General features: G+C 59.9%; 23 protein-coding genes and 1 tRNA gene. All 24 read left to right on the plus strand.

What is annotated here, in order from left to right; translation table 11 throughout:
* The first annotated feature begins 114 nt into the window (after positions 1-114).
* The 24 genes from rpsO to nuoL all read left to right on the plus strand — a co-directional run bounded on the left by rpsO (position 115) and on the right by nuoL (position 22248).
* Entirely contained in the window at positions 115-384 is a 270-nt protein-coding gene (gene rpsO, locus SJI03_RS19325; protein ID WP_010399743.1) for a 30S ribosomal protein S15, read from the plus strand.
* Between the two features lie 220 nt (positions 385-604).
* On the plus strand, positions 605-2722 hold the full coding sequence (gene pnp, locus SJI03_RS19330; protein ID WP_010399742.1) for a polyribonucleotide nucleotidyltransferase: 2118 nt from the start codon (positions 605-607) through the stop codon (positions 2720-2722).
* Between the two features lie 213 nt (positions 2723-2935).
* Complete coding sequence (locus SJI03_RS19335; protein WP_322428252.1) at positions 2936-3631, plus strand: hypothetical protein; 696 nt, start codon at positions 2936-2938, stop codon at positions 3629-3631.
* Between the two features lie 9 nt (positions 3632-3640).
* The gene (locus SJI03_RS19340; RefSeq protein ID WP_099378287.1) at positions 3641-3937 is read left to right on the plus strand and encodes a hypothetical protein; all 297 of its coding nucleotides are present in this window, start codon (positions 3641-3643) and stop codon (positions 3935-3937) included.
* A 121-nt stretch (positions 3938-4058) separates the two neighbouring features.
* A complete protein-coding gene (locus SJI03_RS19345; RefSeq protein WP_322428253.1) occupies positions 4059-6008 on the plus strand; it encodes a methyl-accepting chemotaxis protein in 1950 nt (649 codons plus the stop codon).
* Between the two features lie 153 nt (positions 6009-6161).
* A complete protein-coding gene (locus SJI03_RS19350; RefSeq protein WP_322428254.1) occupies positions 6162-6371 on the plus strand; it encodes a hypothetical protein in 210 nt (69 codons plus the stop codon).
* A 109-nt stretch (positions 6372-6480) separates the two neighbouring features.
* The gene (locus tag SJI03_RS19355; protein WP_322428255.1) at positions 6481-7242 is read left to right on the plus strand and encodes a GIN domain-containing protein; all 762 of its coding nucleotides are present in this window, start codon (positions 6481-6483) and stop codon (positions 7240-7242) included.
* 62 nt (positions 7243-7304) lie between these two features.
* Positions 7305-7913, plus strand: coding sequence for a tetratricopeptide repeat protein (locus SJI03_RS19360; protein ID WP_099378290.1), 609 nt, complete (start codon positions 7305-7307; stop codon positions 7911-7913).
* A gap of 70 nt (positions 7914-7983) precedes the next feature.
* Complete coding sequence (locus tag SJI03_RS19365) at positions 7984-8964, plus strand: NAD(P)H-quinone oxidoreductase (protein WP_322428256.1); 981 nt, start codon at positions 7984-7986, stop codon at positions 8962-8964.
* A gap of 72 nt (positions 8965-9036) precedes the next feature.
* Positions 9037-9786 carry a triose-phosphate isomerase gene (gene tpiA, locus SJI03_RS19370; RefSeq protein WP_322428257.1) on the plus strand — a complete coding sequence of 250 codons (750 nt, stop codon included), beginning with the start codon at positions 9037-9039 and terminating at the stop codon, positions 9784-9786.
* Between the two features lie 28 nt (positions 9787-9814).
* On the plus strand, positions 9815-10216 hold the full coding sequence (gene secG, locus SJI03_RS19375) for a preprotein translocase subunit SecG (protein WP_035820525.1): 402 nt from the start codon (positions 9815-9817) through the stop codon (positions 10214-10216).
* 191 nt (positions 10217-10407) lie between these two features.
* A tRNA-Leu gene (locus SJI03_RS19380) sits at positions 10408-10492 on the plus strand.
* A gap of 177 nt (positions 10493-10669) precedes the next feature.
* Entirely contained in the window at positions 10670-11029 is a 360-nt protein-coding gene (locus SJI03_RS19385) for an NADH-quinone oxidoreductase subunit A (RefSeq protein ID WP_010399734.1), read from the plus strand.
* A gap of 3 nt (positions 11030-11032) precedes the next feature.
* The gene (locus SJI03_RS19390; RefSeq protein ID WP_010399733.1) at positions 11033-11509 is read left to right on the plus strand and encodes a NuoB/complex I 20 kDa subunit family protein; all 477 of its coding nucleotides are present in this window, start codon (positions 11033-11035) and stop codon (positions 11507-11509) included.
* A 17-nt stretch (positions 11510-11526) separates the two neighbouring features.
* Complete coding sequence (locus SJI03_RS19395; protein ID WP_099378293.1) at positions 11527-12120, plus strand: NADH-quinone oxidoreductase subunit C; 594 nt, start codon at positions 11527-11529, stop codon at positions 12118-12120.
* Positions 12120-13373: an NADH-quinone oxidoreductase subunit D gene (locus SJI03_RS19400; RefSeq protein ID WP_034749992.1), complete on the plus strand. Its 1254-nt coding sequence runs from the start codon at positions 12120-12122 to the stop codon at positions 13371-13373. The genes SJI03_RS19395 and SJI03_RS19400 overlap by 1 nt, the downstream gene beginning before the upstream one ends.
* 12 nt (positions 13374-13385) lie before the next feature.
* Complete coding sequence (gene nuoE, locus SJI03_RS19405) at positions 13386-13865, plus strand: NADH-quinone oxidoreductase subunit NuoE (protein WP_034749989.1); 480 nt, start codon at positions 13386-13388, stop codon at positions 13863-13865.
* Entirely contained in the window at positions 13862-15157 is a 1296-nt protein-coding gene (gene nuoF / locus SJI03_RS19410) for an NADH-quinone oxidoreductase subunit NuoF (protein ID WP_010399729.1), read from the plus strand. Before nuoE ends, nuoF begins: the two co-directional genes overlap by 4 nt.
* Positions 15158-15179: 22 nt before the next feature.
* Positions 15180-17513 (plus strand): NADH-quinone oxidoreductase subunit NuoG, encoded by a 2334-nt coding sequence (gene nuoG, locus SJI03_RS19415; RefSeq protein WP_322428258.1) that lies wholly within the window; start codon positions 15180-15182, stop codon positions 17511-17513.
* Positions 17513-18595, plus strand: a complete 1083-nt coding sequence (gene nuoH, locus SJI03_RS19420) for an NADH-quinone oxidoreductase subunit NuoH (RefSeq protein ID WP_099378296.1) — start codon at positions 17513-17515, stop codon at positions 18593-18595. Before nuoG ends, nuoH begins: the two co-directional genes overlap by 1 nt.
* 14 nt (positions 18596-18609) lie before the next feature.
* A complete protein-coding gene (gene nuoI / locus SJI03_RS19425; RefSeq protein ID WP_010399726.1) occupies positions 18610-19098 on the plus strand; it encodes an NADH-quinone oxidoreductase subunit NuoI in 489 nt (162 codons plus the stop codon).
* Between the two features lie 66 nt (positions 19099-19164).
* The gene (locus SJI03_RS19430; protein WP_034779507.1) at positions 19165-19797 is read left to right on the plus strand and encodes an NADH-quinone oxidoreductase subunit J; all 633 of its coding nucleotides are present in this window, start codon (positions 19165-19167) and stop codon (positions 19795-19797) included.
* Positions 19794-20102 carry an NADH-quinone oxidoreductase subunit NuoK gene (nuoK, locus tag SJI03_RS19435; protein WP_010399724.1) on the plus strand — a complete coding sequence of 103 codons (309 nt, stop codon included), beginning with the start codon at positions 19794-19796 and terminating at the stop codon, positions 20100-20102. Before SJI03_RS19430 ends, nuoK begins: the two co-directional genes overlap by 4 nt.
* A 46-nt stretch (positions 20103-20148) precedes the next feature.
* Complete coding sequence (nuoL, locus tag SJI03_RS19440; protein WP_322428259.1) at positions 20149-22248, plus strand: NADH-quinone oxidoreductase subunit L; 2100 nt, start codon at positions 20149-20151, stop codon at positions 22246-22248.
* Positions 22249-22270 lie beyond the last annotated feature (22 nt).

A 22270-nucleotide genomic window follows, 5' to 3' on the forward strand; every position in this document is an offset into this window, starting at 1 on the left:
GCATTTTTCCGATATACTTGCGCGTCTGGTTGGAAGCATAGGCCAGTATTTTAATAATCGTAGTTCACGGTGGATAGGGTTCAGACTCTGTGCACCGCATGTGAAAGGTTTATCATGACAGTAGAAAACATCAACAAAGCCGCTATCATCGCGGACAACGCACGTGGTCAAAACGACACCGGCTCCCCTGAAGTGCAAGTTGCACTGCTGACAGCTCGCATCAACGAACTGAACGGCCACTTCAAAGCCCACTCGAAAGATCACCACTCCCGCCGCGGCCTGATCATGATGGTCAACCGTCGTAAGAGCCTGTTGTCCTATCTGAAGGCTAAAGACGCTACCCGTTATCGCGACCTGATCGCTAAACTTGGTCTGCGCAAGTAATTTTTGCCGTACAAGGTTTATACAGAAATGCCTGCGCCAGTTCGCTGACGCGGGCATTTTGTCATTTGAATTCCGGATTTTTATCGGTAAGTGCAGTATTCTCTACCGATATCATGTTTTAAAAGTAAAGTAGTAAAGGTGGCAACGATGTTTCTGCCGCCTGTGGTGAGGTGAACGACAGCCCCTGAAAATCTGTCGGCAATTAGAAAAGGGATACCCCATGTTTAACAAAGTTACGAAAACCTTCCAGTACGGTCAACACCAAGTGACCCTGGAAACCGGCGAAATCGCACGTCAGGCATCCGGCGCAGTGCTGGTGTCGATCGAAGATACCGTCGTTCTGGCAACGGTAGTGGCACGCAAAGATGCCAAGCCAGGCCAGGATTTCTTCCCTTTGACGGTTGATTATGTTGAGAAAACCTATGCTGCCGGTAAAATCCCGGGCGGTTTTTTCAAGCGCGAAGGCCGTCCTTCCGAAAAAGAAACACTGACATCCCGTTTGATCGACCGTCCTATCCGTCCGCTGTTCCCGGAAGGCTACCTGAATGAAGTGCAAGTCATCATTCACGTGCTGTCGGTCAACCCGGAAATCGATCCGGACATCGCCGCCATGATCGGCGCTTCGGCTGCCCTGTGCGTATCGGGCGTGCCTTTCAATGGTCCTATCGGCGCCGCGCGCGTCGGTTACGCGAATGGCCAGTACATCCTGAACCCGACCGTCCAGCAACTGAAAACGTCGGAAATGGACCTGGTTGTCGCCGGTACCGAAACGGCCGTGCTGATGGTCGAATCGGAAGCGAAACAGCTGTCCGAAGAAATCATGCTGGGCGCCGTGGTTTTCGGCCACGACCAGATGAAAGTTGTCATCGACGCGATTCACGATCTGGTGCGTGACGGCGGCAAGCCGGAAGTGGAATGGGCGCCTGCGCCGAAAAACGAAGCACTGATCGCCCGCGTCGCGCATTTCGCCAACGCCAAGATCAATGACGCGTATCAAACCAAGGACAAGCAAGAACGTACGGCCAAGCTGAAAGCAGCGACGTCGGAAGTGATCGCCGACCTGTCGGCTGAAGCGGCTGCTGCCGGCGGCGCGTCCATCGATAGCGCTGAAGTGAACAACATCCTGTTCGACATCGAAGCGAAAATCGTGCGTACGCAAATCCTGGACGGCGAGCCACGCATCGACGGCCGCGACACGCGCACCGTGCGTCCGATCTCGATCCGCACCAGCGTGCTGCCACGCACCCACGGTTCGGCCCTGTTCACGCGCGGCGAAACGCAAGCGCTGGTCGTGGCAACTTTGGGCACCGCCCGCGACAGCCAGAAGATCGATGCACTGATGGGCGAGTTCACCGATTCGTTCATGCTGCATTACAACATGCCTCCGTTCGCCACCGGCGAAACTGGCCGTGTCGGTACGCCGAAACGCCGCGAAATCGGCCACGGCCGCCTGGCCAAGCGCGCGTTGATCGCCGCCCTGCCGGCAGCTGAAGAGTTCAGCTACTCGGTGCGTCTGGTATCGGAAATCACGGAATCGAACGGTTCCTCGTCGATGGCTTCCGTCTGCGGCGGCTGCCTGGCACTGATGGACGCCGGCGTGCCAATGAAAGAACACGTGGCAGGTATCGCCATGGGCCTGATCAAGGAAGGCGGCAAGTTTGCCGTGCTGTCCGACATCCTGGGCGACGAAGATCACTTGGGCGACATGGACTTCAAGGTAGCCGGTACCCGCAACGGTATCACGGCGCTGCAGATGGACATCAAGATCATGGGCATCACCAAGGAAATCATGCAAGTGGCACTGGCGCAAGCCAAAGAAGGCCGCGAGCACATCCTGGGCGAAATGCAAAAAGCCATGCCGCACGTCAAAACCGAACTGTCCGATTTCGCACCGCGTCTGATCACCATCAAGATCAACCCGGAAAAAATCCGTGACGTGATCGGCAAGGGCGGCGCCGTGATCCGCGCGCTGACCGAAGAGACGGGCACCCAGATCGACATCAGCGACGAAGGCGTGGTCACCATCGCTTCCGTCGACGCTGCTGCCGGCCAGGAAGCCAAGCGCCGCATCGAAGAACTGACCGCTTCCGTCGAAGTGGGCAAGACCTACGAAGGCACCGTGCTGAAATTGCTGGATTTCGGCGCCATCGTGCAAGTCATGCCAGGCAAGGACGGCCTGCTGCACATCTCGCAGATCGCCAACGAGCGCGTCAACGCCGTGGCCGACTACCTGAAAGAAGGCCAGCTGGTCCGCGTCAAGGTTCTGGAAACGGACGATCGCGGCCGCCTGAAACTGTCGATGAAAGCTGCCGAAGGCAACGAAGCGCCAGCCGCTTAATTTCCTTCAGATTCGCCTGACTGCGGCCTCGGCCGCATGATCAAAACCGCCAGCGCGCAAGCCCTGGCGGTTTTTTTGCGCCTTGTTTGCGCTGTATCGAAGGTGGATGCCGGATTGTGCATCGACCTTGATGCAGCGCGTATCGGCCGCCGCCGCGCCTTGTAGATTCGGGAGGGGATATTCCCCTGAACGAGTCTTCCAAGGAGATGCAGCATGCGCACATTCTGCGGGCTGGCCGCCGCCTTTCTGCTTGCCGTCGCGCCCGGTGTCCGGGCGCAGCTGGACAGCGCACCGACGCCGGTGCCGTTGCCCATCCCCATCGCCGCCGCGTCCGCGGCCATGCCGGGGCAAGACCTCGACGTCTTGCGCGCCGTGCATGCGCGCGAAATCAATGACCTCAGCACCTTCAAGACGGCGGGCTTGCAGCGCGAAGCGATCGATCCCTATCTCGATAGTGGGGCAGGGCAGCAGTTCCTGCGCGAACTGCGCGCCGCCGATCCTGCTGCCCCGGCCGAGACGATTTACGCGCGCGCGGTCGAGCAGCTCGCTTCCGGCAGTACCTTGCCCGACTTGCAAGCCATGTCGGCCGCATTGGTAAAAATCGTGCCGCATGGCCAGAATGTGTCTCCGTACTCGCCGTATTTCACCACCAGCGCGCAATTGCAGCAGGCATCTAGCCGCTGCGCCACCCTGGCCGACTGTTTCGGCTTGCCCTTGAAGAGCGAGGCGCCGCTGTATGATGTGTATCAGATCATGCCCAAGGGCACTGTCAACGTGTTCGTCAGCCAGGTGGCGCCGACGCAAGAGCTGGGCGGGCTGGTGCGGCGCCGTGGCGGGGCACAGCAATATCTGCTGCCCAACCGCAGCCTGTGGTCGGCGCCCGTGCTGATCGGCACGATCAAGAATTGAGGAGTGATAATGGATCAACAACGTTTGCAAGCCCATGCCGCCGAACTGGAACAATGGCTGGCCCGCCTGGCGTCGGCCGACGGGGAGGTGGCCGACCTGCGCAGCGCGCTCGAGCCGCTGCTGGCACTGGCGGGCAGCGGGGCCTTGACGACGCCCCTGCCGTGGGGCGATATCCCCGGCGGGCGTTATTTTACGGAAGGCGGCTTGCGCCAGTACCCCGAGCTGGAGCAGGCATTTGCCCGTTTCCGCATCGAGGCCACGGGCGGCGAATCGCCGGCCTTGCGCAAGCTGCGCGGCGAGCTGTAATTAATATATGGTATCAATTGTTGTTTATGGGTAATTGACTGTCAGTATTGCTTGACGACAAAATCTTATTCATCGACCATGGCGCATCCCTCCCGATTTTCTCTTTTTTATTGGATGCACCATGTTGTCCTCCCTTAAGGCGCGGCTGATCGCCATCGCCGTTTCCATCGTCGTGCTGGCCATGCTGGCCGTCGCCATCGCCAATTTCTTCACTACGCGCTCCAGCACCCTGGCCGCGCTCGACACGCAGATGTTGCAGTTGTCGCACAGCCATGCCGCGGCCATCGCCGAATGGCTGCGTTCCAAGCAAGCCGTCGTGGGCTCGCTCAAGCAGGGCGCCACGGCGGCCGACCCGCTGCCCGCCCTGAAGGCGGCCGAGCAGGCCGGTACCTTCGACATGGCGTATATCGGCTTTGCCGACAAGCACGCCGTCTTTTCGCAGGAGCGCAAGCGCGCCGCCGACTATGATCCCACGGCGCGCCCCTGGTACAAGCTGGCGTCCGAGGTGGGCGGCCCCATCATTACGGCGCCGTATATCGGCGCCAGCACGGGCAAGCTGGTGGTGACGTTTGCCGAGCCGCTGGGCGGCAAGGGCAGCGTGACGGGCGTGATGGCGGCCGACGTGATGATGGATGCGGTGGTGCAAAACGTCGCCTCGATCAAGCCGACGGCGTCCAGCTATGCCTTCCTCGTCGATGGCGGCGGCAAGATCATCGCCCACCCGGACGGCAAGCTGACCCTGAAGCCCCTGGCCGAGCTGGACCCTGGCCTCAGTGCGCAGGCGCTGGCCGATATCGAAAAGAGCGGTGACGGCGCCGCCATTCGCCTGGGCGAACGCAATGGCATCTTGCATGTGAGTAAAGTGCCGGGCAGCGACTGGCTGCTGGCTACCGTGCTCGACCGCGCAGAAGCGACGCAAGCATTGACCTCCATGCTGCGCGCGTCGGCCCTGACGGCCTTGCTGGTGCTGGCCCTGGCCGCCACGGTATTGAGCGTGCTGGTGGCACACGCCTTGCGCCGCCTGGGCCTGGTGCGCGATGCGATGGAAGCGATCGCCACGGGCGATGGAGACCTGACCAGCCGCCTCGACGCGCAAGGTTCGGACGAGCTGGCGCAGATCGCCAAGGCATTTAACTTGTTCGTCGAAAAGATTGCCACCGTGCTGGTGCAGATCCGCAGCATCAGCACCCTGGTGCGCAGCGAATCGGCCGATATTGCCGCCGGCAATGCCGACCTGTCCTCGCGCACGGAAGCGCAGGCGGGTGCGCTGGAAGAAACGGCCAGTTCGATGGATGAGCTGACGTCGACCGTCAAGCAGAATGCGGAAAACGCGCATGCGGCCAATGAGCTGGCCATGTCCGCCTCGGAAGTGGCGGCCAAGGGCGGCAGGGTGGTGCAGCAAGTGGTGGGCACCATGGCCGGCATCCAGGAAAGCTCGCGCAAAATCGTCGACATCATCGGCGTGATCGACGGCATCGCCTTCCAGACGAATATCCTGGCCCTGAACGCGGCCGTCGAGGCGGCGCGCGCGGGCGAGCAGGGCAGGGGTTTTGCCGTCGTGGCGTCCGAAGTGCGCAACCTGGCGCAACGCTCCGCTGGCGCGGCGAAGGAAATCAAGGAGTTGATTGGCGATTCGGTGGAGAAAGTGGATGCCGGCGGGCGCCTTGTCGATGAAGCGGGCCAGACCATGGACCAGGTGGTGGCATCGGTGCAGCAATTGACGACCATCATGAGCGAGATCACGGTGGCCAGCCGCGAACAGAGCGCCGGCATCGGCGAGATCAATACGGCCGTCACGCACATGGATACCATGACGCAGCAAAATGCGGCCCTCGTCGAGCAAGCCGCCGCCGCCGCGGAAAGCCTGCAGGAACAGGCCGTGGATCTGGCGCAAGCCGTCGGCATGTTCCGTCTGGGTGATGCGCCTGCCGCGGCATCCGCGCCCGTGACGCGTCTAAAGGCGAAGCCAGCCGTTCGTGCCCTTGCGCCGCGTGCGCCGGTCCGCGCGCCGTCGCCGGCCAAGTCCGTCAAGGCGGCCAAGTCCGGCGCCGACGAGTGGGAAGAGTTTTAAGAAGGCGAGTAGCGATCTGCACGTTCATCCGCGTTTTTGTCAGGCCAGCCTGCCAAAAGCGCAGTTCGTCGCAATCGGCGTGTCTGCCGGGGGCGGTATGGCTATAGTCACACCATACCGCAAGCCCACTGCCAGACACCCGAGGAGATTCACATGAACGTCGCTAAAAACATGGAAGTCATCGCCGTTGCCGCCGCCATCCTGCTCGGCGCCAGCTGCTACGCCACTGCCCCGGCCGCCCCGGCCCTGCAAGTGGCCAGTTCCACGGCCACCCTGGCTGCGCCAGCGGACACGGCTGCCATGCACGTGGTGGTGGTCAAGGCCAAGCGCCTGAGCGCTACCGAAAAAGCCCGTTTCGCATAATTGATTGTCAGCAATTTTTGCTGCTGCTACAGTGGCAGCCAGTGGCGATGCGCGCAAGCCCCACGAGGGCGCCGCGAGACATAAAAACAAGATACCGAGGATGCACTACATGAAAAAGACACTGCAACTGGCGCTGTTGTTCCTGGCGACTTTGGGCCTGGTGCGCGGCGCGGCCGCCGAGACCCGCCTGCTGGAAATGCGCAACATCGACGCCCGCGTGGTGCGCGTCAAGCTCGATGGCGTGATGGAAGTACGCATTCGCCAGGGCAACGTGCCTTCGCTGAGCATTACGGCCGACAAACGCTATATCGCCGATGTCAGCACGGCGCAAAGCGGTGATACCCTGCACATCGAAACGGAAGTGCGCGGCTTCAAGATCGGCCCTTCATCGATCCGCGCCGACCTGGTGCTGCCGAATTTGCGCGAAGTCAGTTCGGAAGGCTTTGGCAGCACGGATATCACGGGTTTCAAGGGCGAGGAACTGACCCTGTCGCTGGAAGGGGCGGGCAGCATCAAGCTGGTGGGCGACTACCGCAAGCTGAATGCCAGTCTGGGCGGTGTGGGCAGCATGCAACTATGGATAGGCAACAATGAGCGGGCCGAGCTGGACTTGCAGGGCGCGGGCTCGGTCGTGCTGGGCGGACGCGGACGACTCCTGAAAGCCAGCCTGGGCGGCCTGGGCAGCCTGAATGCGCAGCAATTCGAAGCCGACGCCGTCAACCTGGAATTGAGCGGCCTTGGCAACGCCACGGTGAATGCCCATACGAATGCCAAGCTGAACTTGAGCGGGCTCGGTTCGGTGGTGGTGTACGGCAAGCCAACCAACCGCGATGTCAGCGTCGAGGGCCTGGGCAAAGTCAGCTGGAAGTAAAAGCATCCTGCCGCAGGCTTTCGGCAGAACAATAATAAGTAGTCAGACCACATCCCATTCCGATGAAAAAACTGATCATTACCTTACTCATGCTGTTGACGATACAGCTACCCGCGCGGGCTGGTTTCGCCGAAGGCGCCAGTGCCTATAACAACAAGAATTACACGCTAGCCTACAAGGAAATATTGCCACTAGCTAAGACCGGCAACGCCGATGCCCAGCATTTGCTGGGCTTGATGTATTACATGGGGCGGGGTTTGCCGCAGGATTACAAGCAAGCCATGTTCTGGCACCGCAAGGCGGCCGAGCAGGGCAAGGCCGACGCCCAGTATGTGGTGGGCGCCATGTATTACACGGGCAACGCCGTGCTGCAGGACCATAAACAGGCCGTAGGCTGGTTCCGCAAGGCGGCCGAGCAGAACCATGCCGAAGCGCAGCAGGTGCTGGGCCTGATGTACCGCTACCACATGGGCGGCGTGCAGCAGGACAACGTCATCGCCTACATGCTGTGGAATCTGGCGGCCGCGAATGGCAACGCAAATGCGGCCGACCAGCGCGCCGCCGTGGTGCGCAAGATGACGCATGAGCAAGTCGAGGAAGGGCAAGCCCTGTCGGCGAAATGGAAGCCGGGCACGCCCTTGCCGCGCCAGTCGAAGACGGGCGCCGGTTAAGAGCGGCGGTGGTCTGCAGGGGAGGGCGGCTTGGCGTACAATCGCCGTTTTCCCTTGAAAGAGTCCCGCCATGCGTGCAGTTGCCATCAGCCAGCCAGGTCCCGCCGACGTTTTGCAGATCGTCGAGTCTCCCGTTCCCGCCTTCAAAGCCGGAGAGCTGCTGATCAAGGTGCACGCGGCCGGCATCAACCGTCCCGACGTGCTGCAACGCCTGGGCAAATATGCGCCGCCCGCCGGCGCCTCCGACTTGCCGGGCCTGGAAGTGGCGGGCGAAGTCGTCGATGGCGATTTCAGCAACACTGAATTCAAAAAAGGCGACCTGGTCTGTGCGCTGGTGCAGGGTGGCGGCTATGCCGAATACTGCGCCGCGCCCGCCGGCCAGTGCCTGCCGCTGCCGCAAGGCTTGACGGCGATGGAAGGTGCGTCCCTGCCGGAAAATTTCTTTACCGTCTGGAGCAATGTCTTCGACCGCTGCGCGCTGGCCGATGGTGAAACGTTATTGGTGCAGGGCGGCACGTCCGGCATCGGCGTGACGGCCATTCAATTGGCGGCCGCCCTCGGGCATCGCGTCTTCGCCACGGCCGGCAGCGACGAAAAGGCGCGCGCCTGCGAGGCGCTGGGTGCCGAACGGGGCATCAATTACCGCACGGAAGATTTCGTCGCCGTCGTCAAGGAATTGACCGGTGGCAAGGGCGTCGACGTCATCCTCGACATGGTGGGCGGCGACTACCTGCCGCGCGAGATCAGCTGCCTGGCCGACGACGGCCGCATCGGCCTGATCGCCGTGCAGGGTGGCACCAAGGCGGAGCTGGACCTGGGCACCTTGCTGCGCCGCCGCCTGACGGTGACGGGTTCCACCCTGCGTCCCCGTTCCGTGGCCTTCAAGGCGGCCATCGCGAACCATTTGCGCACGACCGTCTGGCCGCTGATCGAGGCGGGCAAGATCAAGCCCGTGATCTATAAAACTTTCCCGTTGGAAAAAGCCAACGAGGCGCATGCCTTGATGGAGGCGAGCACGCACGTGGGCAAGATCATGTTGCAAGTTGTTTGAAACGGGGCACTGCCTGTTTGACCGGCATCGGTGCCGGAGTTAGAATGACGGGTTATTAGAATTTAGGCTACTATGCGTCGCAAACTCGTCGTCGGAAATTGGAAAATGAACGGCAGTCGCACCTCGAACGCGGTGTTATTGTCTGAAATAGTTGCTGGCCTGGCTGCCTCTGGCGCCGCCAGCGCCGTCTGTGTGCCTGCGCCGTATCTGGCGCAGTGCCAGGCGCAATTGGCAGGCACGACCCTTGGTTGGGGTGCGCAGGATGTCTCGGCGCACGCCAGCGGCGCCTACACGGGAGAAATCTCGACCGCCATGCTGCAGGATTTTGGCTGCGGCTATGTGGTGATCGGGCATTCCGAGCGCCGCGCCTACCATGGCGAGAGCGATGCGCAGGTGGCGGCCAAGACGGTTGCGGCGCTGGCGGCGGGCATCACGCCTATCGTCTGCATCGGCGAAACCCTGGCGCAGCGCGAAGCGGGCCAGACCAATGCCGTGGTGGCGCAGCAACTGGGCGCCGTGCTGGCGGCGATTTCCGCCGACGACGTGGCGAAACTGGTGCTGGCCTATGAGCCAGTCTGGGCCATCGGCACGGGCAAGACGGCCACGCCGCAAATGGCGCAGGACGTGCATCAGGTATTGCGCGCCCAGCTGGTGGCAAAGAATGCGGTAGCAGCGACCGGCGTGCAGATCCTGTACGGCGGCAGCATGAAGCCGGAGAACGCAAAAGAATTGATGGCGATGCCGGATATCGATGGCGGTCTGATCGGTGGAGCAGCATTGAAGGCGGCGGATTTCCTGGCGATTATTCACGCCGCTGATTGAATTACTTTAAACTAAGAATGGAATTGCAATGAACATGATGTTCAATCTGGTAGTGGTAGTACAGGTTATTTCGGCATTGTCGATTATCGCGCTGGTGTTGTTGCAGCACGGTAAGGGCGCCGACATGGGCGCCGCCTTCGGTTCGGGCGCCTCGGGCAGCCTGTTCGGTGCGACGGGTTCGTCGAACTTCATGTCGAAATCGACGGGCGTTGCCGCCGCGATCTTCTTCGGCGCCACCCTGGCCCTGTCGCTGATGGCGAATCAGCGCGCCACGACGGTCGGCGGCGGCGTGATGGATAAAGTCGTCAAGCCAGTGCCGGTCACCGGCGCGGGCGCGATCCCGACGACGGTGCCTGCGGCACCGGCAGCCAGCGCTCCGGCAGCGGCGGCACCGGTTGCCAGCACCCCGGCCGGCGCGATTCCGAAGTAATTCTGGTTCAGCTCGATACCTCATCGAGAGTAATTCTCATTACGGGCAGATTATTGCTCAATGTTTCAGCAGCGCGGCAGGAAAAAATCGTGACGCGCTGGAAGATGTAAAAATTTATCGTTTTTATCTGTGTTTTGATGCATTTGTGCATTAACTTTAGCGGCAAAGCAGAGTAGAATACGGGCCTTACCGCCGACGTGGTGAAATTGGTAGACACGCTATCTTGAGGGGGTAGTGGCGCAAGCTGTACGAGTTCGAGTCTCGTCGTCGGCACCAGAAATCAGAAGCCAGCAACGGCGCACGAGCCATGGCTCGTACAAAGTTGCTGGCTTTTTTTACGAGGATGTGTCGTTCGATCCTGGTCTTAGCTTTGATTGGGATCGTGCGTTAGATACGCTGCAAATGATCGCAGCGTCCTCATTTAACCGATCGTTCAATATAAGCTCATCAATCGTGAACCTCGAAAATTACTTCCCCGTCCTGCTGTTCATTATTATCGGCCTTGGTGTCGGTATCGCTCCCCAGCTCCTGGGGCGCCTGTTAGGCCCTAACAAGCCCGACGCAGCAAAACTCTCCCCGTACGAATGTGGCTTTGAAGCATTCGAAGACGCGCGCATGAAATTTGATGTGCGCTACTATCTGGTCGCAATCCTGTTTATTTTGTTCGATCTGGAAACGGCATTCTTTTTCCCATGGGGCGTTGCAATGCGCGACCTGGGCTGGGCCGGTTTCGTCACGATGATGGTGTTCATCGCTGAATTCGTGGTCGGATTTTGGTACATTTGGAAGAAAGGTGCCCTTGACTGGGAATAAGCCATGGCTATTGAAGGCGTATTAAGCGAAGGTTTCATCACCACCTCGGCCGACAAGCTGATCAACTGGGCGCGCACCGGGTCTATGTTCCCGATGACGTTCGGTCTGGCCTGCTGTGCGGTCGAAATGATGCATGTGGGCGCTGCCCGCTACGATATGGACCGTTTCGGCGTCGTGTTTCGTCCGTCGCCGCGTCAGTCCGACGTCATGATCGTTGCCGGCACCCTGTGCAACAAGATGGCGCCGGCCCTGCGCAAGGTCTACGACCAGATGGCGGAGCCACGCTGGGTTATCTCGATGGGTTCCTGCGCCAATGGCGGCGGGTACTACCATTACTCCTATTCCGTGGTGCGCGGTTGCGACCGCATCGTGCCCGTCGACGTGTATGTGCCTGGCTGTCCTCCGACCGCTGAAGCCTTGCTGTACGGCATCATGCAGTTGCAGAACAAGATCAAGCGTACCAGCACGATCGCACGCTAACCGGGTCGCTTCAGATTATGACAACACATTTAGAAGTATTGCAAAACGCCCTCGGCACTGCCCTGGGCGATCGCGTTAGCACGACGGTTGCGCTGGGCGAAGTCACTCTGGTCGTCAAGGCCGAGGACTACCTGGCCGTGATGCAGACCCTGCGCGACGATCCGGCCCTGCATTTCGAGCAAATGCTCGACCTGTGCGGCGTCGACTACTCGACCTATGGCGACGGTAGCTGGGATGGCCTGCGTTTCGCGGCCGTTTCGCACTTGCTGTCGGTCAAGCACAACTGGCGCGTGCGCGTGCGCGTGTTCGCGCCGGACGACGACATGCCGCTGCTGCCCTCCGTGGTGAGCATCTGGCGCGCCGTCAACTGGTACGAGCGCGAAGCATTCGACCTGCTGGGCATCCTCTTCGAAGGCCACAACGACTTGCGCCGCCTGCTGACCGACTACGGTTTCATCGGCCATCCGTTCCGCAAGGATTTCCCCGTCTCCGGCTATGTCGAGATGCGCTACGATCCGGAACAAAAGCGCGTGATTTACCAGCCCGTGACGATCGAGCCGCGGGAAAACGTGCCGCGCGTGATCCGCGAAGAACATTACGGGATGAAATAATGGCTGAGATTAAGAACTACACCCTGAACTTTGGGCCACAGCATCCGGCCGCGCACGGTGTGCTGCGCCTGGTGCTGGAGATGGATGGCGAAGTCATCCAGCGCGCCGACCCGCATATCGGCCTGCTGCACCGCGCCACCGAAAAGCTGGCCGAACAGAAGACCTATTTGCAATCCGTGCCGTACATGGACCGTCTCGACTATGTGTCGATGATGTGCAATGAACATGCGTACGTGATGGCCATCGAAAAGATGCTGGGCCTGGAAGTGCCGCTGCGCGCGCAATACATCCGCGTCATGTTCGACGAGATGACGCGCATCCTGAATCACCTGATGTGGCTCGGCACCCACGCGCTGGACGTTGGCGCCATGGGCCCGTTCCTGTATTGCTTCCGCGACCGCGAAGACTTGTTCGACGCCTACGAGGCAGTCTCGGGCGCGCGCATGCACGCGGCCTACTACCGTCCGGGCGGCGTGTACCGCGACCTGCCGGACGCGATGCCGCAGCACAAGGCGTCGATCATCCGCAACGCCAAGGCCATCGGCAAACTCAATGAAAACCGCCAGGGTTCCCTGCTGGACTTCATCGAAGACTTCGCGCGCCGTTTCCCGAATTCCGTGGACGAGTACGAAACCCTGCTGACCGACAACCGTATCTGGAAACAGCGTACCGTCGGCATCGGCGTGGTCTCGCCGGAAGATGCGCTGGCCATGGGCTTTACGGGCGCCATGCTGCGCGGCTCGGGCGTGCAGTGGGACTTGCGCAAGAAACAGCCGTACGAAGTGTACGACCTGATGGACTTCGACATTCCTATCGGCACCAACGGCGATTGCTACGACCGCTACCTGGTCCGCGTGGAAGAACTGCGCCAGTCGAACCGCATCATCAAGCAATGCGTGGAGTGGCTGCGCAACAATGAAGGTCCTGTCATGACCAGCAACCGCAAGGTGGCGCCTCCGGGCCGCGTCGACATGAAGACCAACATGGAATCGCTGATTCACCACTTCAAGCTGTTCACGGAAGGTTTCCACGTGCCGCCAGGCGAGGCCTACAGTGCCGTGGAACATCCGAAGGGCGAGTTCGGCGTGTACCTGGTGTCCGATGGCGCCAACAAGCCGTACCGCATGAAACTGCGCGCGCCAGACTACGCCCACTTGCAGTCGCTCGACGAGATGGCGCGTGGGCACATGCTTGCCGACGCCGTGACCATCATCGGGACGCAAGATATCGTGTTCGGCAGTATTGACCGCTAAGAGGCAAAAAGTATGTTGTTATCAGAGCAATGCTATAAGAAAATTGACCGCGAGCTGGCCAAGTATCCGGCCGACCAGCGTCAGTCGGCCGTCATGGCCGCGCTGGCCCATGCCCAGGATGAACTGGGCTGGCTGGCGCCGGAAACCATGAAGGAACTGGCCGATTACATCGGCATGCCGGCGATTGCCGTGCAGGAAGTGGCCACGTTCTACAATATGTACAACGTGAAACCCGTGGGCAAGCACAAGATCACTGTGTGCACCAACCTGCCATGCGCCCTGTCGGGCGGCGTGCGCGCTGCAGACTACCTGAAGCAGAAACTGGGCATCGATTTCCGCGAAACCACCGCAGACGGCCAGTTCACCCTGGTTGAGGGCGAGTGCATGGGTGCTTGCGGCGATGCGCCTGTCTTGCTGGTCAGTAATAAAACCATGTGCAGCTGGATGTCGAACGAGAAAATCGACGCCATGCTGGAGGAACTCAAGAAATGACGTCACTCCACAACCGCCATATCGATCCATTGATCCTGAAGGATCTGGATGGCAAGAACTGGCATTTGCAAGATTATGTGAACCGCGGCGGCTACAGCGCCCTGCGGCGTATCCTGGAAGAGAAAATCACGCCGGAACAGATCATCGCCGACCTCAAGGCTTCGTCCTTGCGCGGCCGTGGCGGCGCGGGTTTCCCTACCGGCTTGAAGTGGAGCTTCATGCCGCGCCAGTTCCCGGGCCAGAAATACCTCGTCTGCAATACAGATGAAGGCGAACCGGGCACTTTCAAGGACCGCGACATCATTCGTTACAATCCCCATGCCCTGATCGAAGGCATGGCCATTGGCGCTTATGCGATGGGCATCACCGTGGGCTACAACTATATCCACGGTGAAATCTTCCAGGAATACCTGCGTTTCGAAGAAGCGCTGGAAGAGGCGCGCGCCGCCGGTTTCCTCGGTGACAAGATCATGGGCAGCGAGTTCTCGTTCCAGTTGCACGCGCACCATGGTTATGGCGCCTACATCTGCGGCGAAGAAACGGCCCTGCTCGAATCGCTGGAAGGCAAGAAAGGCCAGCCGCGCTTCAAGCCGCCTTTCCCTGCCTCGTTTGGCCTGTACGGCAAGCCGACGACGATCAACAACACGGAAACCTTCGCGGCCGTGCCTTTCGTGCTGAACATTGGTCCAGAGAAATATCTGGCGATGGGCAAGCCGAACAACGGCGGTTCGAAGATCTTCTCGATCTCGGGCGACGTGGAAAAACCGGGCAACTACGAAGTGCCGCTCGGCACCCCGTTTGCGACCCTGCTGGAACTGGCAGGCGGCATGCGCGGTGGCAAAAAGATCAAGGCCGTGATCCCTGGCGGTTCGTCCGCTCCGGTGATCCGCGGCGACATCATGATGCAGACCGACCTGGACTACGACTCGATCGCGAAAGCCGGTTCGATGTTGGGTTCGGGCGCCGTCATCGTGATGGACGAAACACGCTGCATGGTAAAGGCGCTGGAACGCCTGTCCTACTTCTACTTTGAAGAATCGTGCGGCCAGTGTACGCCTTGCCGTGAAGGCACAGGCTGGATGTACCGCATGGTGCACCGCATCGAGCAGGGGCAGGGTCGTCCAGACGACCTGGACATGCTCAACTCGATCGCCGACAACATCCAGGGCCGCACTATTTGCGCGCTGGGCGATGCGGCTGCCATGCCGGTACGGGCCTTCATTAAGAATTTCCGTGAAGAATTTGAATATCATATCGAGCACAAGCATTGCTTAGTGCCCGCATATATCTAAGCTGCGTCAGGTAACGATCACCATGGTTGAAATCGAAATAGACGGCAAAAAAGTCGAAGTCCCTGCTGGTAGCATGGTGATGGACGCCGCCAACAAATTGGGAACCTACATTCCGCACTTCTGCTATCACAAGAAATTGTCGATCGCAGCGAACTGCCGCATGTGCCTGGTCGAAGTGGAAAAGGCGCCCAAGCCTTTGCCCGCTTGTGCGACCCCGGTCAGTGCCGGCATGATCGTGCGTTCCGCCAGCGATAAAGCTGTGCAGGCGCAAAAGTCGGTCATGGAATTCTTGCTGATTAACCACCCGCTCGATTGCCCTATCTGCGATCAGGGCGGCGAATGCCAGTTGCAAGACTTGGCAGTGGGTTACGGCAAGAGCGAATCGCGCTACAAGGAAGACAAGCGCGTCGTGCAGCCGAAGGAAGCCGGTCCGCTGGTGTCCATGCAGGAAATGTCGCGCTGCATCCAGTGCACCCGTTGCGTACGCTTTGGCCAGGAAGTGGCTGGCGTGATGGAACTGGGCATGATCGGCCGCGGCGAACACTCGGAAATCGTGTCCTTCGTGGGCCAGACGGTCGACTCGGAACTGTCGGGCAACATGATCGACCTGTGCCCGGTTGGCGCACTGACCTCGAAGCCGTTCCGTTACAGCGCCCGTACGTGGGAACTGTCGCGCCGCAAATCGGTCAGCCCGCATGACGGTCTGGGCGCGAACCTGATCGTGCAAGTGAAAGCTGGCAAGGTCAAGCGCGTATTGCCGCTGGAAAACGAAGCCGTCAACGAGTGCTGGATCTCGGACAAGGACCGTTTCTCGTACGAAGCGCTGGACAGTGCCGAGCGCCTGACTTCCCCGATGCTGAAACAAGGCAACGAGTGGAAAGAAGTCGATTGGCAAACGGCGCTGGAATACGTGGCGCACGGTTTGAAAAATATCAAGCACGAGCATGGCGCCGACGCCATCGCCGCGCTGGCAACCCCGCATTCGACCGTCGAAGAGCTGGTACTGCTGCAAAAAGTCGCCAACGGTCTCGGTTCCGAGAACGTCGACTTCCGCCTGCGCCAGACCGACTTCGCGCTGGACGCTGGCGTCAAGCCATGGCTGGGCATGCCTATCAACGAATTTGGCCAGATCAAGCGCGCCTTCGTCATCGGCTCGTTCCTGCGCAAGGATCACCCATTGCTGGCCACGCGTTTGCGCGCGTCCGTCAAGGGCGGCGCCAAGCTGTCGATCCTGCACGCCTCGGACGATGATCAATTGATCACCATCGCCAACAAGATGATCGTCGCGCCTAGCGATTGGCTGGCGGCCTTGTCGGAAGTGGTCGTCGCTGTTGCTAAAGCGAAAGAAATTACGGCGCCTGCAGGCTTCGAAGCCGTCAACGCTTCGGACGTGGCTGTCGCCATCGCAGCCAGCCTGATGGCTGGCGACAACGGCGCCGTGCTGCTGGGTAATGCGGCAACGCAACACCCGCAAGCGTCGCAACTGCATGCTGCCGCGCAATGGATCGCCGAACAGACGGGCGCCAAGCTCGGTTACCTGACGGAAGCGGCCAACACGGTTGGCGCGCACCTGGTCGCCAAGCCGCGCGCCAACGTGCAAGCAGCGTTTGCCGTGCCGAAAAAAGCCTACGTGCTGCTGCACGCCGAGCCGGAACTCGATGCCGCCAATCCACAAGCGGCCCGCGCTGCCCTGGATGGTGCCGACATGGTCGTGGCCATGTCCGCTTTCAAGCACGGCATGGATTACGCCGATGTCTTGCTGCCGATCGCCCCGTTCGCTGAAACCTCGGGTACCTTCGTCAACTGCGAAGGCCGCGCGCAAAGCTTCAACGGCACCGTGAAACCGCTGGCCGATACCCGTCCAGCCTGGAAAGTGCTGCGCGTCCTGGGCAACATCCTGGGCCTGGCCGGTTTCGACTACGACACCTCCGAAGCGATCCGCGACGAAGCGTTTGGTGCCGGCGTGACCGATCTGTCGGCACAGCTGAACAACATCGCGAAAAATGCACCGGAAGCGGCAAGCTACGCCCCGGCGTCGTCTGCGCTGCAACGCATCGCCGACGTGCCCATCTACTTCGCCGACGCGCTGGTACGCCGCTCCGAACCGCTGCTGCGCACGGTCGATGGCGCCGCGCCGCAAGCGCACCTGTCCCTGGCGCTGGCTGAAAAGCTGGGCATCAAGGCGGGCGACAAGGTCAAAGTGGCGCAAGGCTCCGGCAGCGCCATCCTGGTGGCGGCAATTCACGCCGGCCTGCCAGCCAATGTGGTCAAAGTGTCGGCGGCGCATGCCTCGACGGCTAGCCTGGGCGGCATGTTCGGTGACATCACAGTTGAAACAGCAGAGGGGAAAATCTGATGGCTCTGCCTGAATTTGTAAACGTCATCAACAGTACCGGCCAGGATTTGCTGGGCGGTACCTGGCCGTTCTTCTGGACCCTGATCAAGATCCTGTGCGTGCTGTTGCCGCTGATGGGCCTGGTTGCTTACGCCACCCTGTGGGAGCGCAAGCTGATCGGCTGGATCCAGATCCGCGTCGGCCCGAACCGCGTGGGTCCCCTGGGCCTGCTGCAACCGATCGCCGATGCGCTGAAACTCTTGTTCAAAGAGATCATCATCCCGGCCAAGGCCGCCAAGGGCCTGTTCGTGATCGGCCCGATCATGACCATCATGCCGGCCCTGGCCGCCTGGTCGGTCGTGCCGTTCGGTCCGGAAGCCGTGCTGGCCAACGTCAACGCGGGCTTGCTGCTGCTGCTGGCGATTACCTCGATGGAAGTCTACGGCATCATCATCGCCGGCTGGGCCTCGAACTCGAAGTACTCGTTCATGGGCGCCATGCGCGCTTCGGCACAGATGATTTCGTATGAAATCCCGATGGGCTTCGTGATGGTCATCGTGCTGATGGTCTCGGGCAGCCTGAACTTCATCGACATCGTTGGCGGCCAGCAAATCGGCTACTTCGCCGAAAAAGGCGTGAACTTCATGTCGTGGAACTGGCTGCCGCTGCTGCCGATGTTCGTCATCTACCTGGTGTCGGGTCTGGCTGAAGCCAACCGTCACCCGTTCGACGTCGTCGAAGGCGAGTCGGAAATCGTCGCCGGCCACATGGTCGAGTACTCGGGCATGGCCTACGCCATGTTCATGCTGGCCGAATACGCCAACATGATCCTGATCGGCGCGCTGGCTTCGATCATGTTCCTCGGTGGCTGGTCCGCACCATTTGCCTTCCTCGAGTTCTGGGGTGGTTTCGGCGGCTTCTTCTGGCTGTTCGCCAAGACCTTCTTCATCGTGTCGGTGTTCATCTGGGTGCGCGGTACTTTCCCACGCTACCGTTATGACCAGATCATGCGCCTCGGCTGGAAAGTGTTTATCCCGTTGACGCTGGTCTACCTGGTCTTCGTCGCTGCCTGGATGCAGACATCCTGGAATATTTGGAAGTAAGAGAGTGCATACGAATGGATAAGGTAAAAGATTTCTTCAGCAGCCTCTTGTTAGGCGAGCTGATCAAGGGCATGGCGTTGACAGGCAAGTACATGTTTTCGCGCAAGATCACGGTGCAATTCCCGGAAGAGAAGACACCGATCTCGCCGCGTTTCCGTGGCTTGCACGCGCTGCGCCGCTACCCGAACGGCGAGGAACGTTGCATCGCCTGCAAACTGTGCGAAGCAGTTTGCCCGGCGATGGCCATCACGATCGAATCGGAACAGCGTGACGACGGTTCGCGCCGCACCACGCGTTACGATATTGACTTGACCAAGTGCATCTTCTGCGGTTTCTGCGAAGAGTCCTGCCCGGTCGATTCGATCGTCGAGACGCAAATCCTGGAATACCACGGCGAGAAACGCGGGGATTTGTATTACACGAAAGAGATGTTGCTGGCCGTAGGTGATCGTTATGAAAATGACATCGCCGCTGCGCGCGCCGCCGACGCACCTTATCGCTGATGGATGCGCCGCAGCCCTAAAGCTGCGGCGCGCCCCTCGTTCATCTGTACGTCTATTGGGTTTTTTATGGACTTTAAAACAATTTTGTTTTACGCCTTCGCGCTGATCTTGATTCTGGCAGCGACGCGCGTCATCACGGCCCGTAATCCGGTCCACGCAGTACTGTTCCTGGTACTGTCCTTCTTCTCCGCGGCCGGCATCTGGATGCTGCTGCAAGCTGAATTCCTGGCCATCGTGCTGGTATTGGTGTATGTCGGCGCCGTGATGGTGCTGTTCCTCTTCGTGGTCATGATGCTCGATATCAATATCGACCGCATGCGCGAAGGCTTCTGGGGCTATCTGCCTTTGTCGGTGACGGTGGGCGTGATCATCGTGCTGGAAATGGCTGCCGTCCTGTGGCACGGTTTCCGCAACTTTGCGCCTAGCATCGCTCCGGTGAACGTCAACCTGGGCGGCACCAAGGAACTGGGCCTGCTGATCTACACGAAATATGTGTTCGCCTTCGAGATCGCTGCCGTCGTGCTGCTGGTGGCCATCGTTGCCGCGGTTGCACTGACCCTGCGCAAACGCAAGGACACCAAGCACTTTGCTCCAGGCGACGCCGTGCGCGTCAAGCGCAACGACCGCCTGAAGATCATCAAGATGGACGCGGTTGTCGAGCGTCCTGCGGCTGAGCCGGAAGTTAAGGAGGCACCATGACATTATCGCTCACACATTTTCTGGTCCTGGGCGCGATCCTGTTCGCAATCTCGATCGTCGGTATTTTCCTGAACCGCAAGAACATCATCGTATTGCTGATGGCAATCGAATTGATGCTGCTGGCGGTGAATATGAATTTCATCGCGTTCTCCCATTTCATGGGCGACGCGGCCGGTCAGATCTTCGTTTTCTTCATCCTGACGGTTGCCGCCGCTGAGTCGGCTATCGGTCTGGCTATTCTGGTGGTGATGTTCCGTAATCTGGATACCATCAACGTCGAAGACCTGGACAGCCTCAAAGGCTGATGTTTTTCAGACTCGATCTCTCGAATAATAACGATTAAGGTTCATCATGGCGGGGCAACTCCTCAACCCTAACCTCCTTCTTGCCGTACCGCTGGCGCCGCTGGCCGGTGCCGCGATTGCAGGCTTGCTTGGCACCCAGTTCCTGGGTAATTTGGTCGGACGCAAGACGTCGCATACCGCGACGATCCTGGGCGTACTGATTGCGTTCATCCTGTCCGTGCAGACACTGCTGGCAGTGATGGATGGCGCGACATTCAATGGCACGATCTATAACTGGATGACGATCGGCACCCTGAAGATGGAAGTGGGCTTCCAGATCGATTCGCTGTCGGCGATGATGATGTGCGTGGTCACCTTCGTCTCCCTGATGGTGCACATCTACACGATCGGCTACATGAAGGACGACGAAGGCTACAACCGCTTCTTCGCCTATATCTCGCTGTTCACGTTCTCGATGTTGATGCTGGTCATGGCCAACAACTTCCTGCAACTGTTCTTCGGTTGGGAAGCCGTGGGCCTGGTCTCTTACCTCTTGATCGGTTTCTGGTACCAGCGGCCGACGGCCATCGTGGCCAACATGAAGGCTTTCCTCGTCAACCGCGTGGGCGACTTCGGCTTCATCCTGGGCATCGGCTTGCTGCTGGCCTACGCCGGCACCATGAACTATCAGGAAGTGTTCGCCAAGAAAGACGAACTGGCTCTGTTGAGCCTGCCAGGTACCGACTGGGCCCTGCTGACCGTTGCCTGCATCTGCCTGTTCATCGGCGCGATGGGCAAGTCGGCGCAGTTCCCGCTGCACGTGTGGCTGCCTGACTCGATGGAAGGTCCTACCCCGATCTCGGCACTGATTCACGCCGCGACGATGGTGACGGCCGGTATTTTCATGGTTTCGCGCATGTCGCCGCTGTTCGAACTGTCCGACACGGCACTGTCCTTCATCCTGGTGATCGGCTCCATCACGGCATTGTTCATGGGCTTCCTGGGCATCATCCAGAACGACATCAAGCGCGTCGTCGCTTACTCGACCCTGTCGCAGCTGGGCTACATGACCGTCGCGCTGGGTTCGTCCGCGTACTCCGTGGCCGTGTTCCACCTGATGACACACGCATTCTTCAAGGCACTGCTGTTCCTGGGCGCCGGTTCCGTCATCATCGGCATGCACCATGACCAGGATATCCGCAACATGGGTGGCCTGCGCAAATACATGCCAATCACGTGGATCACGTCACTGGTCGGTTCGCTGGCCCTGATCGGCACGCCGCTGTTCTCCGGTTTCTACTCGAAAGACAGCATCATCGAAGCCGTCGAAGCGACGCACATCTGGGGCGCTGGCTTTGCCCAGTTCGCCGTGCTGGCTGGCGTGTTCGTCACCGCCTTCTACTCGTTCCGCATGTACTTCCTCGTCTTCCACGGCAAGGAACGTTTCGGCCAGGCACATGCGCACGGTCATGACGACCATCACGCACCGAAAGCGGCCCATGGCGCGCACGGCGATGCACATGACGATCATCACGAGGAAGAGGACGACGACCACGCGCACCACGGTCTGGAACCTGGCCAGAAGCCGCATGAATCCCCATTCGTCGTCTGGTTCCCGCTGGTGATGCTGGCGATTCCTTCGCTGATCATCGGTTACCTGACGATCGGCCCGATGCTGCATGGCGATTTCTTCAAGGGCGTGATCTTCGTCGGCGAAAACCATCCAGCAATGGAAGAGTTGTCGCATGAATTCCACGGCGCAATGGCGATGGCGATCCACGGCCTGTCGACGGCACCGTTCTGGCTGGCATTGTCCGGCGTGGTGGCAGCCTACTACTGCTACATGGTCAACCCGCGTGTACCGGCCTGGTTCTTTGCCAAGTTCCACGCGATCCACACCCTGCTGGACAACAAGTACTACATGGACAAGTTCAATGAAGTCGTGTTCGCCGGCGGTGCCCGCTTGCTGGGTAATGGCCTGTGGAACTTCGGTGACAAGAAGCTGATCGATGGCCTGCTGGTCAACGGTAGCGCCAAGGTCGTCGCCTGGCTGTCCTCGCTGTCGCGAGTGTTGCAGACCGGCTACATCTATCACTATGCATTCGTGATGATCCTGGGCGTGCTGGGCTTCCTGATCTATTTCCTGCCATTCTGGCCCGCTAAGTAAGCTGACCTGATAAAAGAATACT

The sequence above is a fragment of the Janthinobacterium sp. GMG1 genome (assembly GCF_034427795.1).
Classification (GTDB): Bacteria; Pseudomonadota; Gammaproteobacteria; order Burkholderiales; family Burkholderiaceae_D; genus Janthinobacterium.

Bases quoted from the DNA above. Each gene is read 5' to 3' on its own strand.
- rpsO (WP_010399743.1), top strand. From the start codon at position 115: ATGACAGTAGAAAACATCAACAAAGCCGCTATCATCGCGGACAACGCA.
- pnp (WP_010399742.1), top strand. From the start codon at position 605: ATGTTTAACAAAGTTACGAAAACCTTCCAGTACGGTCAACACCAAGTG.
- SJI03_RS19335 (WP_322428252.1), top strand. From the start codon at position 2,936: ATGCGCACATTCTGCGGGCTGGCCGCCGCCTTTCTGCTTGCCGTCGCG.
- SJI03_RS19340 (WP_099378287.1), top strand. From the start codon at position 3,641: ATGGATCAACAACGTTTGCAAGCCCATGCCGCCGAACTGGAACAATGG.
- SJI03_RS19345 (WP_322428253.1), top strand. From the start codon at position 4,059: ATGTTGTCCTCCCTTAAGGCGCGGCTGATCGCCATCGCCGTTTCCATC.
- SJI03_RS19350 (WP_322428254.1), top strand. From the start codon at position 6,162: ATGAACGTCGCTAAAAACATGGAAGTCATCGCCGTTGCCGCCGCCATC.
- SJI03_RS19355 (WP_322428255.1), top strand. From the start codon at position 6,481: ATGAAAAAGACACTGCAACTGGCGCTGTTGTTCCTGGCGACTTTGGGC.
- SJI03_RS19360 (WP_099378290.1), top strand. From the start codon at position 7,305: ATGAAAAAACTGATCATTACCTTACTCATGCTGTTGACGATACAGCTA.
- SJI03_RS19365 (WP_322428256.1), top strand. From the start codon at position 7,984: ATGCGTGCAGTTGCCATCAGCCAGCCAGGTCCCGCCGACGTTTTGCAG.
- tpiA (WP_322428257.1), top strand. From the start codon at position 9,037: ATGCGTCGCAAACTCGTCGTCGGAAATTGGAAAATGAACGGCAGTCGC.
- secG (WP_035820525.1), top strand. From the start codon at position 9,815: ATGAACATGATGTTCAATCTGGTAGTGGTAGTACAGGTTATTTCGGCA.
- SJI03_RS19390 (WP_010399733.1), top strand. From the start codon at position 11,033: ATGGCTATTGAAGGCGTATTAAGCGAAGGTTTCATCACCACCTCGGCC.
- SJI03_RS19395 (WP_099378293.1), top strand. From the start codon at position 11,527: ATGACAACACATTTAGAAGTATTGCAAAACGCCCTCGGCACTGCCCTG.
- SJI03_RS19400 (WP_034749992.1), top strand. From the start codon at position 12,120: ATGGCTGAGATTAAGAACTACACCCTGAACTTTGGGCCACAGCATCCG.
- nuoE (WP_034749989.1), top strand. From the start codon at position 13,386: ATGTTGTTATCAGAGCAATGCTATAAGAAAATTGACCGCGAGCTGGCC.
- nuoF (WP_010399729.1), top strand. From the start codon at position 13,862: ATGACGTCACTCCACAACCGCCATATCGATCCATTGATCCTGAAGGAT.
- nuoG (WP_322428258.1), top strand. From the start codon at position 15,180: ATGGTTGAAATCGAAATAGACGGCAAAAAAGTCGAAGTCCCTGCTGGT.
- nuoH (WP_099378296.1), top strand. From the start codon at position 17,513: ATGGCTCTGCCTGAATTTGTAAACGTCATCAACAGTACCGGCCAGGAT.
- nuoI (WP_010399726.1), top strand. From the start codon at position 18,610: ATGGATAAGGTAAAAGATTTCTTCAGCAGCCTCTTGTTAGGCGAGCTG.
- SJI03_RS19430 (WP_034779507.1), top strand. From the start codon at position 19,165: ATGGACTTTAAAACAATTTTGTTTTACGCCTTCGCGCTGATCTTGATT.
- nuoK (WP_010399724.1), top strand. From the start codon at position 19,794: ATGACATTATCGCTCACACATTTTCTGGTCCTGGGCGCGATCCTGTTC.
- nuoL (WP_322428259.1), top strand. From the start codon at position 20,149: ATGGCGGGGCAACTCCTCAACCCTAACCTCCTTCTTGCCGTACCGCTG.